Genomic DNA, 13,318 nt, shown 5'->3' with positions numbered 1-13,318 from the left:
AACCGTACGCGGCCGGGGGACGGCCCGGTCACGCGGCCATCCCGATGGGGATCCTGGCGACCACCCGGAACCCGCCGCCGGTCCGGGGGGCCGCCTCGACGCTCCCGCCGTACATCGCCGCCCTCTCCCGCATGCCGATCAGGCCGTGCCCGCCGACCAGGCGCGGCGCCGCGGCGCCTCTGCCGTCGTCGCTGATCCTCAGCTCGAGCTCGCCCCTGCCGTACGTCATCTCCACCCAGGCCCGCGTGCCGGGGCCGCCGTGCTTGAGCGCGTTCGTCAGCGCCTCCTGCACGATCCGGTAGACGGCGAGCTGCTCGCCCTCGGGCAGCGTACGCGCGGTGCCGGACACGGTGAACTCGGTCGGCAGCCCCGAGTCCCTGACCTGCCTGATCAGGTCGCCCAGCTGGGCCACGCCGGGCTGCGGAGCGTACTCCTCCGCCGGGCTGCCGGCGTCCTGCCGCAGGACGCCCACCAGCCTGCGCATCTCGGCCAGCGCCTGCCGCCCGGTCGCGGAGATCGCCTGCATGGCGCGCCGCGCCTGCTCCGGGTCGCCGTCGAGGGCGTAACCCGCGCCGTCGGCCTGGACGACCATCACGCTGACGTTGTGCGCCACCACGTCGTGCAGCTCACGGGCGATGCGGGCACGCTCGGCGGCGGCCGCGATGCGCGCCTGCTGGTCGCGCTCCCGCTCGGCCCGCTCGGCGCGTTCGACCAGGCTCTCCACGTAGCGACGGCGGGTGTTGGCGTAGATCCCGGCGATCCACACGGCGACGATGAAGGCCGACGACGACGGCCACGCCTGCCCTGCGTCGGGAGACCAGCGCAGCATCGCCAGCAGCAGCCCGAACTCGGCGACCGCCCCGGCGGCCAGCGCCCACCGCAGCGTGCAGCGCGACGCGACGCCGTACACCGCGACGAGCACCGCGATGTTGGCGGGCAGGACGATGACGTCGAGCAGCCACTGCACGAAGCTGACGGCGGCGACCACGGCGAACACCTCGCGGGGGTGGTCGCGGCGCCAGGTCAACGGAACGATGAGCGCGGCCGACAGCAGCAGCAGCCCGGGCGCACCGACATCCCGGGCCCCGACCGAGCCCGACCGGGTGAAGGCCTCGACGGTGGCCAGGCTCAACAGCGCCAGAGGGGAGACCGTGAGCGCGTCCACGAGCTTGCTGTGGCGCCGAGTCCAGGCGCGCAGTCTGCCGAACACGTACCCAACCATACGTATCGGCTGCTCAGGAAGGTCTCACCCTTGCGGTGGATACGGCGGTACGACTCAGGTCGCAGGCGCCCGCCGGGTTTACGCCGTTCTTACGGATCACGGCGCATCCTTGTTCGCGGGAACGCTTCTCTGAAGCGGGTAAAGGGAGATCTGAATGGCGGATCAGGACGCGGGGTCGCGCGGCACCGGGGACGAGCCGCGCGGCCCGCGCCCGGAGCCGGAAACCGGGCCGACCGGGTTGAGTGAGCCGACCGCGACCAGCGGGGCCGCTGAGCCCGCCGGCCCGGCGGCGCCGACCGGGCCGGCTGCGACCACCGCTGCCGCTGAGCCGGCCGGGCCGACGGTGCAGGCCGGGTCGACGGTGCAGGCCGGGTCGACGATGCAGGCCGGGCCCGCCGGGACCGCGCCGGTCGCGCCGAGTGCGCCAACCGGCACGACCACGCAGACAGGGCCGGCCGGGGCGACCATGCCACCGCCACCTCCGACGAATCCCACGTCACCTTGGACCAGCCCGGCGAACACGCCCAGGGCGGCGGGGCCGGGTTCATCCTGGGCCAGCCCCGGCAACACGCCCGGCCCGATGAACACGCCCGGGACGCCGGGGCCGTACGCGCCGTGGACAGGCTCCACCGGCCCGAGCCGGCCGGGGCCGGGACCCGCGAGCGCGATCCCGGGCGGCAGCGGGTACGCCTTCGGGCCCGGAGGCGCGGGATGGAACGCCCCTGGCTGGCAGAACCCGCGTCCGCCGATCGCGTCGGCCCCGCGGCCCGGCTTCTCCACGCGCTTGGCGGCTCGGCTCCCGCGTGGGCACACGGGCCGGCTGGTGGCCGTCGGCATCGCGTCCGCGCTCGTCGGAGCGCTCCTCGGCGGTGGCGTCGTGGCCGTCACCGCCATGGTCTGGGACCGGGCGGACGCGGGGACGAACTGGGACGCCGGAGGTGACCGGCAGCGCTTCTTCCCCCGTGGCTACGGCCAGAACGCCCCGCAGTCCCAGGACGACCTCCTGCCCCCATGGTGCAGGAGCACCGAGGCCGGAGTGCGCTGCCAGGCGCCCGGCTGATCTTCGCTTCCCGGAAGGGCGCGCGCCGGCGGAGGGGCCGGCGCGCGCCCAAGGGGGTTTCTCCGGCGGGTTGTCGGGTCGCCGCGGCTGCCGGCTCCTCCCGGTTACGGGCATCAGGCCCCGGGTGGGCCCGGGCGGTCACCGAAGCGCGCGCCGGTCGGCGTGCGGGTGCCGCGAGAGCCGTACGGCGACGAACTCGGCCGGCAGGATCTCCCTTTTCCAGGGAATCCGGTGCGCCATTGTTTCTACTTGGATTTTGGTGGGGTCGACGAGATTCGAACTCGCACTGTACGGCACCTAAAGCCGCGGTCTCCTGCCATTGGACTACGACCCCTTCGCGTTTTCCCTTGCCCGCGAGATTCTCGGTCTGAGAATGGCAGTTCGGGCAGAGGAATCGCAGATTCTCTCTTCTGTTGTCCAGCCAGTTTCCGTTGACGTGGTCGATGTGCAATGTCAGCGACCGGCCCTGCCAAGTGCCGCCTATCTTACAGTCTGCGCAGCGGTAGGGGACTCCCACTTCACGTAGTGCCCGCCGGAGCTTGCCCGGCTTCTCGCGAGCGGCGCCGACGGGATTCAGGACCAGCACGTCCGCCGGTAGACGCCGTCGCGGCGACGGCTGGCCCCGCCTATGAGCCTGGCCCAGGAAGTGGGAGGTGTCGATACCGACGTGCTTGAGGCGGCCGCTGATGTGGGCGTGGGCACCGCCCGACCACGGGATGCCGAGGTGGCGCAGCGCGTCGGCGATGCTCGCCGCCTTCGCCGCGGCCTCGGCCGGCAGTTCGGATGTGTACTTGTACTTCACCATGTCCCGGAATTCATCGGCGGCCGCCGACAATCCCGGGAGTGTGGCGAAAGGGATATGTCAGGAAATTCCCAGCTCTTTCGTGAGGCGGGCGACATGACCGGTGGCCTTCACGTTGTAGAGAGCCTTCTCGATCTTCCCGTCGGGATCGATGACGAACGTGGACCGGATGACGCCCATCACGGTCTTTCCGTAGTTCGTCTTCTCGCCGTACGCGCCGTACGCCTTGTGCACGTCCAGACCGGCGTCGGACAGCAGCGGGAAGGTGAGCGCGTCGCGCTCGCGGAACTGCCGCAGCTTGGCGGGCTTGTCCTTGGACACGCCCAGCACCACGAAGCCCTGCTCGGTCAGCGCGCCGAGGTTGTCGCGGAAGTCGCAGGCCTGCTTGGTGCATCCGGGGGTCATCGCCGCAGGGTAGAAGTACAGGATGACCCGCCTGCCGCGGAGCGACTCCAGCGAGACCTCGTTGTCGTCGGCGTCGGTCAGGGTGAAGTCCGGCGCGGCGTCGCCGGGCTGAAGCTTGCTCATCACGTCCTCCGGAAAATGTGACCCGCGGCGATCGGCGGGCAAGCGTCAACCAAACTACCGGCTCAGTCGCTGTGCGGGGCGACCGGCGGACCTGGCAGACTGATCACACACCAATACCACAGAAGGGGGATCGCATGGCGGACACCGATCCCGATGCGCTGGAGCTGAAGATCGAGCGCACGCGGGCGGAGCTCGCTCGCACGGTCGACGCCATCGCGGACCGGGTGAGCCCGAAGCGGGTCGCGGAGCGCGGCGTCGCGAAGGCGAAGGCCAACGCGCGCGACTTCGTCACGTCCATGGAGGACATGGTCCTGGGGCCGCGCACGTACGCCCCGGCCGACGGCGAAGGAGAGCAGCCCGCGGAGTACCCCGCACCCAACATGGCTCCGGTGCTGATCGGAATCGGCGTGGTCGTCGTCGTGGGCGCGGCCATCGTGCTCCTGCGCCGCCGCTCCCGCTGACCCGCCGGGGGACGACGCCGCCGTGACGCGATTCGCGGCGGCGTGCGCGTTTCCACGGCGAGGCAGCCGCCAGGCCGGCGCCGTGGTCGCGGGGCCCGGGGCGGCGGTCACGTCGCCCGAATCGGCGGCTGCGGGGGAGGACGTCAAAGGAAGGTCTCGCCCTCGCCGCGGTAGGTCGGGACCTCCTCGGTGACCCGGTCGCCCTCGATCAGGTGCAGCGAGGCGAAGCGCTCGCACAACTCGCCGGCCTTCGCGTGCCGGAACCAGACGCGGTCGCCGAGGCGGAGATCGGCCGCGGCCTCGCCGAGCAGGGGCGTCTGCACCTCGCCCGCGCCCTCGTCCGGGTGGTATCTGAGCCCCGCGGGCAGGTACGGCTGGGGCAGCCGGGTGGGTCCCGGGGCACCGGAGGCGGGGTAGCCTCCTCCGAGCACGGTCACGATGTCCGGAGCCGGCTTGCGCACGACCGGCAGGGCGAACAGCGCCGCCGGTCGGCCGGTGAAGCCCCGGTAGAAGTCGAACAGGCGGGGATGGAAGAACCCGGAGCCCGCGGCGACCTCGGTGATCGCCCGCTCGGCGACGGTCTTCTCGATGCTTCCGGTGCCTCCGCCGTTGACGAACTCCAGGTCGGCCACCTGGCGTACGGCCCGCACGATGCGGCCGCGCCGCACGACCAGTTCGCGGCGCGACCGCTCCTGCATCAGGCGCACCGCCCGCCCGTACGGCCCGGGCACGTCGTCTCCCACCCCGGCGATCTGCGCCTCGTACGCCATGAGTCCGGCCAGCCGCAGCCCCGGGCGCTTGGCGATGTGGGCGGCGATCTCGGCCGCCTGCTCGGGCTCGCGGATCGGCGACCGCAGCGCGCCCGCGCGGAACCTGCCGCCGAAGGCCACGAACCCCGCGTCGAGGTCCAGGCACACCCGGACGCGGTGGGGGAGCCGGAGGCTCTCGATCAGGTCGAGGTGCTCGGGCGAGTCCACCATGACGGTGATCTCCCGCGCCGCGATCTCGTCCGATCCCAGGGTGCGCAGCGCGGTCCTGTCCGCCGTCGGGTAGGCCACGAGCACGTCCCGCAGGCCGGTGGAGACCAGCCACAGCGCCTCGGGCAGCGTGAAGGCCATGACGCCCGAGACGCCGTCCATGGCCAGGACCCGTTCGAGCACGGACCGGCACCGGATTGACTTGCTGGCGACCCGTATCGGCTTGCCCCGGGCCCGGCGCACCATGGCGGCCGCGTTCGACCGGAGCGCGTCCATGTCGAGGACGGCGAATGGCGGCTCCAGGTGGGCCGTGGCCTGGTCGAGGCGCTGTCGGTCGTCCATGTGCGCAGCCTAGTACGGCTATCGGCGGAAATACATGAGCCGAATTCACGTTAACCGTGCCTGGGCAAAGTCTTCGCCGGGGGGCCGCCATGATCGCGCAAGACGGCGGGTGACCCGCACCTCCCGCCGCCGCTCCGTGTACCCATGGTGACGTGACTACCGAGCGGACCCGGCGCGGTGAGCGGGAAGAGTGAACGGCTGATGAGCGTCGTGCAGGCAATCCTGGCGGGGTCGTCGGCGAGGCGCGCCCAGGGCGCCGGAAGAGCGGGGAGCGCCAAAGGCGCCGAGGGAGCCGACAGCGGCACAGGCGCCGGAAGCGGCATGGGCGTCGCGGCGGACAGCGTGGCCGGCCGTCGGGCCGCCATGCGTGCCCTGCGGCCGGGCCGCACCCCGGCCGCCGTCGCGGTCGCCTCCGTCATCGCCCTGCTCGGCTGGGCGCTCACCGCGGCGGTCGTCGCCGTCATGATCGGCGGGTCCCTGCCCTGGCGGCTGCCGCCCCGGCTGCTGAACATCACGCCGGCCGACCCCGCCGTCCCCGTCGCCGCGGTCGGCATGATCGTCTGCGGGGTGGGACTGGTGGCCCTCGCGATCGTCCCCGGCCGTCCCCGGCTCGTGCCCCTGGAATGCCGGGACCCGTTGCTCGCCATGGGCCTGACCCGCGCCGGTCTGCGCCGGACGCTCGCCGCCTCGGCTCGCGAGGTCGAGCATGTCCGCCGGGCCGACGTCCACATCTTCCGCAGGCGGATCGAGGTCGCCGTGGTGGCCGACGCGGACAGGACCGGGGCCCTGCTGCGGGAGGTCGGCGCGGCCGTGGGAGACCGGCTGTCGGGCCTCGGCGTCCGGTCCCGCCACGAGGTCGTCGTACGGCTGCGCCGGAGAGGGGGCTGAGGTGCGTCCGCGACTGGGGAACCGGGTCGGGCTCTGCCTGGTGGGCCTCGCGCTTGTCGCGGGTGGCGCCGGCCTGCTGGCCGCCGCGCGGCGGCGGCCCGGTGCGGCCCTGGCCGACGCGAGCGTGGCCGACGGGCGGCCGTGGGTGTTGCCCCTGCTGGCCGGGGCGGCCATGCTGCTCGCACTGGTCGCGACCCGCTGGCTCGTCATGGCGCTCGGCTGGGGCAGGGTCGGCAGCCGCACCGGTTCCGGCATCGCCATGCTCGGCGTGGCGCTCAAGGGGATCGACGGGATCGGCCGAATCTCCGTCAGGCTCGTGCGCGACGGCAGGCTGCGGGTGTCGGTGTCGCTCCAGCGGTCGGCCGACCTGCGGCAGGTGATCAGGCGGCTGGACGAGTCGGCGATCTCACGTGTTCGCCGCGCGGTCGGTCGTGACGACGCGCTTGCGGTCGTCCGCCTGCACGTCCGCCGCCGCTGACCGTCCCCTGGCGCGCATCTCCGAGCGCCCCTCTGATCGCCCCTCTGATCGCCCCTCTGATCGCCATGGTGCGCGGGTCGCGCCGCTGCCGAGGGCGAGCCCGGCGGCCAGGCAGGCGAGCGGCACCACGGGCACCACGTAGCGGTGGTCGAAGGCGGCGATCAGGGGCGGCAGCAGGAGCAGGACCGCCGCCGCGGCCCAGGGCAGCAGCGCCGTCCACCGCCGCGCCACCAGCCCGGCGAGCCCGGCCAGCAGGATCGCCGCCAGCAGCGGCCCGCGCAGGAAGCCCTGCTCCTGGTAGGCGCGCAGCCACCCCGCGAACGGCTCGGCCACGTCGGTGTCCCCGGAGCGTCCCTGGTAGGCGGTGGTCAGCTCGGCCGCCGTACGGCCCGAGGAGGCCACCTTGGCGGTGAACGGCTTCACCGAGGCGGGGAACACGTACGCGCTCTGTGTGCCCGGAGCGGGGTAGACCTTGCGGTCCCACTCGAACGCCCACATGGCGTCGTGCAGACCGGTCGTCAGGAAGTCGAGGGGCTGGCTGCGGATCGCCAGCGAGGCGAACTCGCCCGCCAGGCGCTCCTTGTCCTTCTTCACCCGCTGGATGGGCGAGTCGGCGTCCCAGATGTAGGCGGGCGCGGCGAGCCGGGGCCCCGACGGGCACAGCACCGCCAGTTCCTTCGGCGGCTTCATGACCGCGCAGTCGGCGAAGGTCATCGTCCGCGACCACAGCCAGGTGCTGCTGCCACCCATCCCGTACGACCCGTGGGCGTCGTGGAACCAGACGGCGTACCCGCCGAGCACGGCGGACGCGGCGGCGAGCCCGGCGAGCGCGGCCCGCCAGCGCCGGGCGAACAGCATCGTCAGCAGCGCCAGCGCGATCAGGGGCAGCCCGAGGGTGCGAGTGACCGTCGCCAGTCCGAGCAGCAGCAGCGCGGCGACGACGGACCACCCGCCGGGCCTGGGACGCCACAGCAGGATCGTCACGGCGGCCACGACCAGCGCGGTGAACAGCAGGTCCGCCATGACGAGGTGTTCGAGCTGGATCTGGTGGACGTCGAGCAGCACCGGCGCCGCCGCCAGCGCCGCGCCCCAGCCCGGCAGCCGGGTGCGGCGGCGCAGCAGCGCGTACACGCAGACGGCCATGCCGAGGCCGAGCAGGTGCTGGACGACCACGACGGCGGTGATGCTGCCCAGCGGGCTCAGCGCCGCCAGGAACAGTGAGTAGCCGGACGGCCGTGAGGGCAGCGGCCGCAGGTCGAGGGCCGAGCTGAGGTAGGCGAAGGAGTCGGCCCAGAACCACAGCGCGGGCCCGTAGCCGAGCACGGCGAGCGCGCGCAGCGCGACACCCGCCGCCAGCACGACCAGGAACGCCCGATGCGGGCGCAGCGCCTCGCGCCACCTCACGTGACGGCCCTCCTCCTCGTCGGTGAGGTCACCACCTTATTGGCCCTGGCCGACGCTCCGCCCGCCTGCATGATCATGAAGGGTGCCGGTGCAGGTGAGGGGCCGTGCGTGCGGCAAACCACAAGATCACGGCGGGGGTAAGGGGTCAGCATTCGATGACGTTGACGGCGAGGCCGCCGCGCGAGGTCTCCTTGTACTTGTCGAGCATGTCCCTGCCGGTGTCGCGCATCGTCTTGATGGCCTTGTCCAGCGATACGAAGTGGCGCCCGTCGCCGCGCAGGGCGATGCGGGCCGCGGCGATCGCCTTGATCGAGGCGACCGCGTTGCGCTCGATGCACGGGATCTGGACGAGCCCGCCGATGGGGTCGCAGGTCAGGCCGAGGTTGTGCTCGATGCCGATCTCGGCGGCGTTCTCCACCTGCTCCGGCGTCCCGCCGAGCGCCTCGGTGAGGCCCGCCGCGGCCATCGAGCAGGCCGACCCGACCTCACCCTGGCAGCCCACCTCCGCACCGGAGATGGAGGCGTTCTCCTTGAACAGCACGCCGATCGCGCCCGCGGTGAGCAGGAAGCGGACGACGCCGTCCTCGTCGGCGCCCGGAAGGAAACGCATGTAGTAGGACAGGACGGCCGGGACGATGCCGGCGGCGCCGTTGGTCGGCGCGGTGACGATCCGGCCGCCCGCGGCGTTCTCCTCGTTGACGGCCAGCGCGAACAGCGTGACCCAGTCCATCGCCCGCAGCGGGTCGGTCCCGTCGGCCTCGCCCTGCAGCCGCCGGTACAGCTGGTGGGCCCGGCGGCGCACCTTGAGGCCGCCCGGCAGGACGCCCTCGCGGCTCGTGCCGCGCCGGACGCACTCGGCCATGACCGCCCACAGGTGCAGGAGGCGGGCCCGGATCTCCTCCTCCGTACGGCCGAAGGCCTTCTCGTTCTCCATCATCAGGCCGGAGATCGACAGGCCGGTCTCCGCGCAGTGCGCGAGCAGTTCGTGCGCGGTCGTGAAGGCGTGCGGCAGCACGGTGTCGTCGGGCTTGATCCGGTCGGCGCCGGTGGCGTTCTCGTCCACCACGAAACCGCCGCCGACCGAGTAGTACACCTTCTCGCGCAACACCGTGTCGTCGGCGTACGCCGTGAACCGCATGCCGTTCGGGTGGTGGGGGAGCGACAGCTTGCGCTCGAAGACGAGGTGCTCGCCGACCACGAACGGGATCTCGTGCACGCCGTACAACGTGACCGTGCCGCTCGCCCGCATCGCCGCGAGCCGTTCGTCGACGGTGTCGACGTCGACCAGTTCGGGCTTGTCGCCGGACAGGCCCAGCAGGACCGCCTTGTCGCTGCCGTGGCCCTTGCCGGTCAGCCCGAGCGAGCCGTACAGGATGGCCTCGACCCGGGTGACCTTCTCCAGCAGCCCGTCCTCGTGCAGCCCGCGGACGAACCTGTGCGCCGCCGCCATCGGGCCGCCCGTGTGCGAGCTGGACGGCCCGATACCCACCTTGAACAGGTCGAAGACGCTGATCGCCATTGACCGTCGCCTCTCAACCGCCGGTCAGGACTCGCCGGAGGTCAGCGCGGTGTACTCCGTGGCCGACAGAAGGTCCTCCGGCTCCTCCTCCACGCGCACGCGGAACAGCCAGCCCTCGCCGTACGGGTCGGAGTTGACGAGTGCGGGGGTGTCCGTGACGGCGGCGTTGACCTCGACGATCTCACCGCCGACCGGGGCGAAGATGTCGCTCACGGACTTGGTGGACTCCACCTCGCCGATCGCGTCGCCGGCCGCGACCGTGGTGCCGACCTCCGAGTGCACCTCCACGTAAACCACGTCGCCGAGCTGCTCGGCCGCGTACGCCGTGATGCCCACCGTCACGGTGCGGCCGTCCTCAAGCCCGGCCACCCACTCGTGTTCCTTGGTGTAGCTCAGGTCGTCGGGAATGGTGCTCACTTGCTCCTCCTGTAGAAAGGCAGATCGACGACGTCGACCGGTTCTTGGCTGCCCCGGATGTCCACGGTCAGGCCGCCCTTTTCCAGGGCGTCCTCGTCGACGTACGCCAGCGCGATCGGGCGGCCGAGGGACTGCGACGGGGCGCCGCTGGTCACCTCGCCGACGACGGCGCCGTCCCGGGTGACGGGGTAGCCGTGGCGGGGGACGCGGCGGCCGCGCGCCACCAGCCCGACCAGGCGCCGGGTGGTGTCGTTCGCCGCGACCCGCTCGAGGGCGGCCTTGCCCACGAAGTCGCCGGGCTTGTCGAAGCGGACGACCCGGCCGAGTCCCGCCTCGAACGGCGTGATCGCCGCGCTCAGCTCGTTGCCGTACAGCGGCATGCCGGCTTCCAGCCGCAGCGTGTCGCGGGCCGACAGTCCGGCGGGGACGAGCCCGGCGTCCCTGCCCGCCTCGGTGAGGGCGTTCCACAGCGGCACGGCGTGCTCGTTCAGCACGAACAGCTCGAAGCCGTCCTCGCCGGTGTACCCGGTGCGCGCGATCAGGACGGGCGCGCCCGCGACGACGGCGGGGAGGATGGCGTAGTACTTGAGCTCGTCGAGATCGGCGTCGGTCAGCGGGGCGAGGATCTCGGCGCTGCGCGGCCCCTGTACGGCGACCAGCGCGTACTCGTCCGACCGGTCGGTCACCCGCGCGTCGTATCCCCGGACCCGGTCGGCGAGCTCACGCGCGACGAGGGCGTAGTTGGAGGCGTTGGCGACGACCATGTACTGGTCCTCGTCGAGGCGGTAGACGATGAGGTCGTCGAGGATGCCGCCGGTCTCGTTCACGATCATCGTGTAGCGGGCGCGGCCGGGTGCGAGGACGCTGAGGTGCCCCACGAGGGCGTGGTCGAGGGCCTCGCCCGCCTGCGCCCCGACGACGAAGATCTCCCCCATGTGGGACAGGTCGAAGAGCCCGGCGGCCGTACGCACCGCGTTGTGCTCGGCCGACTCGCTGCCGTAGCGCAGGGGCATCTGCCAGCCCGCGAAGTCAGTCAGGGTCGCGCCCAGGCTTTCGTGAACCCCGCGGAGCGGGGTGGATCGGGACATGCCCACCTCGGAAAGGACGGATGCTGCGTTGAACTATCGGGCATCCTCCCCCTCTGTCATCGGCGCCTGAGAGCTTCGTCCGATCTTTGCCGGACTTTCACCTTCGGCGAGGCCTGCCGGCCTTCTTTCCAGAGGTCACCTGGCCCGTACGGTCCTTTGCCTTGAGAGGTTCGCGGGGAGGGCTTGCTCCTTCAGGGGCCCTGACCGGATGCCAGGACGCTCTCCCGCACGGGATCACTGGTGCGCTGTCCAGCCTAGTGGTTCGCCGCCACCCCCGTAACCTGCCGGATGCCCTTATTTCCGGCCCGCACCGCCGGCACCGCCGAGGTCAGGAAGGCCGGTAGACGTCGTGGTACCCGACGGCGAGCCAGACGAGCACCGGCTCACCGGACTCCGCCTCCTGAAGAGTGAAGGTGAAGAGCGCCCGCCCACCCGGGGACGCGAAACTCCAGGTGAGTGAGTAGACGTCGCCAACCTTGTGGATGCGGAGCCGACGGGGCCAGGGGACCCGGCCCGTGTGGGCTCCCTGCTCCAACGCCGGTATGAAGTGGTCGAAGACGACTTGCTGGAACAGCTTGCGATGTTCGGCGGGCAGCTTGCGGTAGTCGTTGTCGAACTGGGCGGTGCGAAGGTATCTCACCGCTCCGTCTCCAAGTCGGCGAACATCTCGTCCATCGACTCGAAGCTCTTCACGCGGCCTTCGGCGAGGTCGTCTTGCGCTCTCGAGAGCTTCTCCTGCCACTCAGGCGTGTAGAACCATGCGTCCTCTTCGGGGATGATCCGGGCCAGTCGTCGCCCGTCCCTCGTGAGGATCGTATGGACGTGACCGTATACCGCCTGGTTGACGAGTTCGGCGAGGTCCTTGCGTGCTTGCGTCGTGCTGACTTCCTGCACGCTGTAGGGCGGCGGCGGGAAGTCGGATGCGGGCTCGCTCATGTACCTACTGTACGTCAGGTACGTTTCGCTGGCTGTATGGCCGCATGGAGGCGTCTCCACGCATCCGGGTCGCCAAGCTCTCTGCGGATGGCCCGGACCTCGGCCAGATCTTCCGGATCCGCAGGCGATTCTTCACAGTCCGTGGTCGGGATCGCGGGGCGGGCGATGTCCCGCGCGGACGCGTGCCGGGGTGGAGGAAGGGTCGTCGGTGACGATCCGCTGGTGGAGGGCCTGGGTGTCGGGGGACGGTTCGGTGCCGAGGCAGTCGACCAGGGTCCGGCGCAGTCGCTGGTAGGACGCCGAGGCGTCGTGGGTGCGGCCCGACCGGTGCAACGCCAGCATGAGCTGCCGGTGCGGCCGTTCACGCAACGGGTGCCGCCTCGCCCACTGGGTCAGACCGCCGACGATCTCACGGTGGTCCCCGAGCGCCAGCCGTACGTCGAAGAGGTCCTCGGTCGCCGCGCGCCGGTCCTCGTCGAGGCGCTCCGCCCACGCGGCGAGCGCGTCCACGTGCCTCATGCCGGACAGGGCGTCGCCCCGCCACAGGCTCAGCGCGTTCTCGAGCATCCGCGCGGCATTGTGGTAATCGCCATTGTCTCGAGCGATTCTGCCCTGCGTCGTGAAATGGTTGAATACTGCAGCATCCACGGATCCCGGCGGTACGGAAAGAAGGTACCCGCCCTCCACGCTGTGGAGCGGAGAAAGGCCGGGGTCCCGCGGCGAGAGCCGCCGCCGCATCTGTGCGATGTAGGTGGTAAGATTCCGGCGCGCAGATTTAGTGGGACAGTCATTCCAGAGCAGATCGATGAGCCTGTCCCGATGAACCGTGGCATTGGCATTCAGCAGGAAGAGTGCCAGGAGTTGCCGGTGCCTGGGGGCGAGCCCGGCGATGACGTCCCCCGAGGGTTTCATGGCCAGGAACGGTCCGAGCACGGCGTATAACACGGTTCCCCTCGCACGCGAAAGCAGCCTGAACGCGCCGGCGACGCGGCTTTGACAGGAATTTGACGATATCCCTCTTCGCCTGCATTCGTCAAAATTGCGATTTTCTCGGCGCCTGCCCGGGGCGTGCACTTCCGTCGATGACATTGCGTTCCGTATAGCGATGAATGCCGAGCGAACATGCACGTGCATCAAATGAAATCGGTTACATAATGCGGAGAGAGCGCCTCTGCGTGTTTCCGTCGGGGCAGCCT

The 13,318-nt window shown here is 71.4% G+C and carries 15 protein-coding genes, 1 tRNA gene and 1 riboswitch; of the genes, 4 read left to right on the top strand and 12 right to left on the bottom strand.

All coding sequences use genetic code 11. The features are described from left to right. Positions 1–28: 28 nt before the first annotated feature. Both HHX30_RS11980 and HHX30_RS11975 read right to left on the bottom strand, forming a co-directional pair. Positions 29–1,210 (bottom strand): histidine kinase, encoded by a 1,182-nt coding sequence (locus HHX30_RS11980; RefSeq protein WP_310742225.1) that lies wholly within the window; start codon positions 1,208–1,210, stop codon positions 29–31. Positions 1,211–1,384: 174 nt separating this feature from the next. Continuing rightward, positions 1,385–2,002: a hypothetical protein gene (locus HHX30_RS11975; RefSeq protein ID WP_169981975.1), complete on the bottom strand. Its 618-nt coding sequence runs from the start codon at positions 2,000–2,002 to the stop codon at positions 1,385–1,387. Positions 2,003–2,006: 4 nt separating this feature from the next. On the opposite strand from HHX30_RS11975, the gene HHX30_RS11970 reads away from it, so the two are divergent. Next, positions 2,007–2,282: a hypothetical protein gene (locus HHX30_RS11970; RefSeq protein WP_169981974.1), complete on the top strand. Its 276-nt coding sequence runs from the start codon at positions 2,007–2,009 to the stop codon at positions 2,280–2,282. 257 nt (positions 2,283–2,539) lie between these two features. Here HHX30_RS11970 and HHX30_RS11965 read toward each other — a convergent pair. Further along, positions 2,540–2,616, bottom strand: a tRNA-Leu gene (locus HHX30_RS11965). Between the two features lie 528 nt (positions 2,617–3,144). After that, on the bottom strand, positions 3,145–3,612 hold the full coding sequence (gene bcp / locus HHX30_RS11960) for a thioredoxin-dependent thiol peroxidase (RefSeq protein ID WP_169981973.1): 468 nt from the start codon (positions 3,610–3,612) through the stop codon (positions 3,145–3,147). 134 nt (positions 3,613–3,746) lie between these two features. Here bcp and HHX30_RS11955 point away from each other — a divergent pair, with 134 nt between their 5' ends. Beyond that, positions 3,747–4,073, top strand: coding sequence for a DUF3618 domain-containing protein (locus tag HHX30_RS11955; protein ID WP_169981972.1), 327 nt, complete (start codon positions 3,747–3,749; stop codon positions 4,071–4,073). Between the two features lie 143 nt (positions 4,074–4,216). Here HHX30_RS11955 and HHX30_RS11950 read toward each other — a convergent pair whose 3' ends face one another. Beyond that, positions 4,217–5,392, bottom strand: a complete 1,176-nt coding sequence (locus tag HHX30_RS11950) for an amino acid deaminase/aldolase (RefSeq protein WP_169981971.1) — start codon at positions 5,390–5,392, stop codon at positions 4,217–4,219. A 177-nt stretch (positions 5,393–5,569) separates the two neighbouring features. Here HHX30_RS11950 and HHX30_RS43215 point away from each other — a divergent pair, with 177 nt between their 5' ends. Both HHX30_RS43215 and HHX30_RS11940 read left to right on the top strand, forming a co-directional pair. After that, a complete protein-coding gene (locus tag HHX30_RS43215; protein WP_169981970.1) occupies positions 5,570–6,280 on the top strand; it encodes a DUF6286 domain-containing protein in 711 nt (236 codons plus the stop codon). A 1-nt stretch (position 6,281) separates the two neighbouring features. Continuing rightward, entirely contained in the window at positions 6,282–6,758 is a 477-nt protein-coding gene (locus HHX30_RS11940; RefSeq protein WP_169981969.1) for a hypothetical protein, read from the top strand. On the opposite strand, the gene HHX30_RS11935 is transcribed toward HHX30_RS11940, so the two are convergent. From HHX30_RS11935 to HHX30_RS11905, 7 genes are all read right to left on the bottom strand, one after another. Beyond that, on the bottom strand, positions 6,687–8,162 hold the full coding sequence (locus tag HHX30_RS11935; RefSeq protein ID WP_211591906.1) for a hypothetical protein: 1,476 nt from the start codon (positions 8,160–8,162) through the stop codon (positions 6,687–6,689). The two genes, HHX30_RS11940 and HHX30_RS11935, sit on opposite strands and share 72 nt — an antisense overlap. A gap of 145 nt (positions 8,163–8,307) precedes the next feature. Beyond that, a complete protein-coding gene (locus HHX30_RS11930; RefSeq protein ID WP_169981968.1) occupies positions 8,308–9,681 on the bottom strand; it encodes an L-serine ammonia-lyase in 1,374 nt (457 codons plus the stop codon). Between the two features lie 24 nt (positions 9,682–9,705). Next, positions 9,706–10,098, bottom strand: coding sequence for a glycine cleavage system protein GcvH (gene gcvH, locus HHX30_RS11925; RefSeq protein WP_169981967.1), 393 nt, complete (start codon positions 10,096–10,098; stop codon positions 9,706–9,708). Next, entirely contained in the window at positions 10,095–11,186 is a 1,092-nt protein-coding gene (gene gcvT / locus HHX30_RS11920; protein WP_169981966.1) for a glycine cleavage system aminomethyltransferase GcvT, read from the bottom strand. The genes gcvH and gcvT overlap by 4 nt, the downstream gene beginning before the upstream one ends. Before the next feature lie 139 nt (positions 11,187–11,325). Further along, a riboswitch (glycine riboswitch) is annotated at positions 11,326–11,423 on the bottom strand. A 91-nt stretch (positions 11,424–11,514) separates the two neighbouring features. Continuing rightward, a complete protein-coding gene (locus HHX30_RS11915) occupies positions 11,515–11,826 on the bottom strand; it encodes a hypothetical protein (protein ID WP_169981965.1) in 312 nt (103 codons plus the stop codon). After that, positions 11,823–12,122 carry a type II toxin-antitoxin system Phd/YefM family antitoxin gene (locus HHX30_RS11910; RefSeq protein ID WP_169981964.1) on the bottom strand — a complete coding sequence of 100 codons (300 nt, stop codon included), beginning with the start codon at positions 12,120–12,122 and terminating at the stop codon, positions 11,823–11,825. The genes HHX30_RS11915 and HHX30_RS11910 overlap by 4 nt, the downstream gene beginning before the upstream one ends. A gap of 132 nt (positions 12,123–12,254) precedes the next feature. Further along, on the bottom strand, positions 12,255–13,034 hold the full coding sequence (locus HHX30_RS11905) for a BTAD domain-containing putative transcriptional regulator (RefSeq protein ID WP_396703856.1): 780 nt from the start codon (positions 13,032–13,034) through the stop codon (positions 12,255–12,257). Positions 13,035–13,318: the final 284 nt, after the last annotated feature.

This window comes from Microbispora sp. H10836 (assembly GCF_012999525.1).
In the GTDB taxonomy this organism is placed as follows: Bacteria; Actinomycetota; Actinomycetes; order Streptosporangiales; family Streptosporangiaceae; genus Microbispora.
Note: the sequence above shows the minus strand (reverse complement) of the source record. Positions and strands in the feature narration are given on the sequence as shown.

Coding starts and splice junctions, on each gene's coding strand:
- bcp (WP_169981973.1), bottom strand. CDS start 3,612: ATGAGCAAGCTTCAGCCCGGCGACGCCGCGCCGGACTTCACCCTGACC.
- HHX30_RS11955 (WP_169981972.1), top strand. CDS start 3,747: ATGGCGGACACCGATCCCGATGCGCTGGAGCTGAAGATCGAGCGCACG.
- HHX30_RS11950 (WP_169981971.1), bottom strand. CDS start 5,392: ATGGACGACCGACAGCGCCTCGACCAGGCCACGGCCCACCTGGAGCCG.
- HHX30_RS11930 (WP_169981968.1), bottom strand. CDS start 9,681: ATGGCGATCAGCGTCTTCGACCTGTTCAAGGTGGGTATCGGGCCGTCC.
- gcvT (WP_169981966.1), bottom strand. CDS start 11,186: ATGTCCCGATCCACCCCGCTCCGCGGGGTTCACGAAAGCCTGGGCGCG.
- HHX30_RS11910 (WP_169981964.1), bottom strand. CDS start 12,122: ATGAGCGAGCCCGCATCCGACTTCCCGCCGCCGCCCTACAGCGTGCAG.
- HHX30_RS11905 (WP_396703856.1), bottom strand. CDS start 13,034: ATGAAACCCTCGGGGGACGTCATCGCCGGGCTCGCCCCCAGGCACCGG.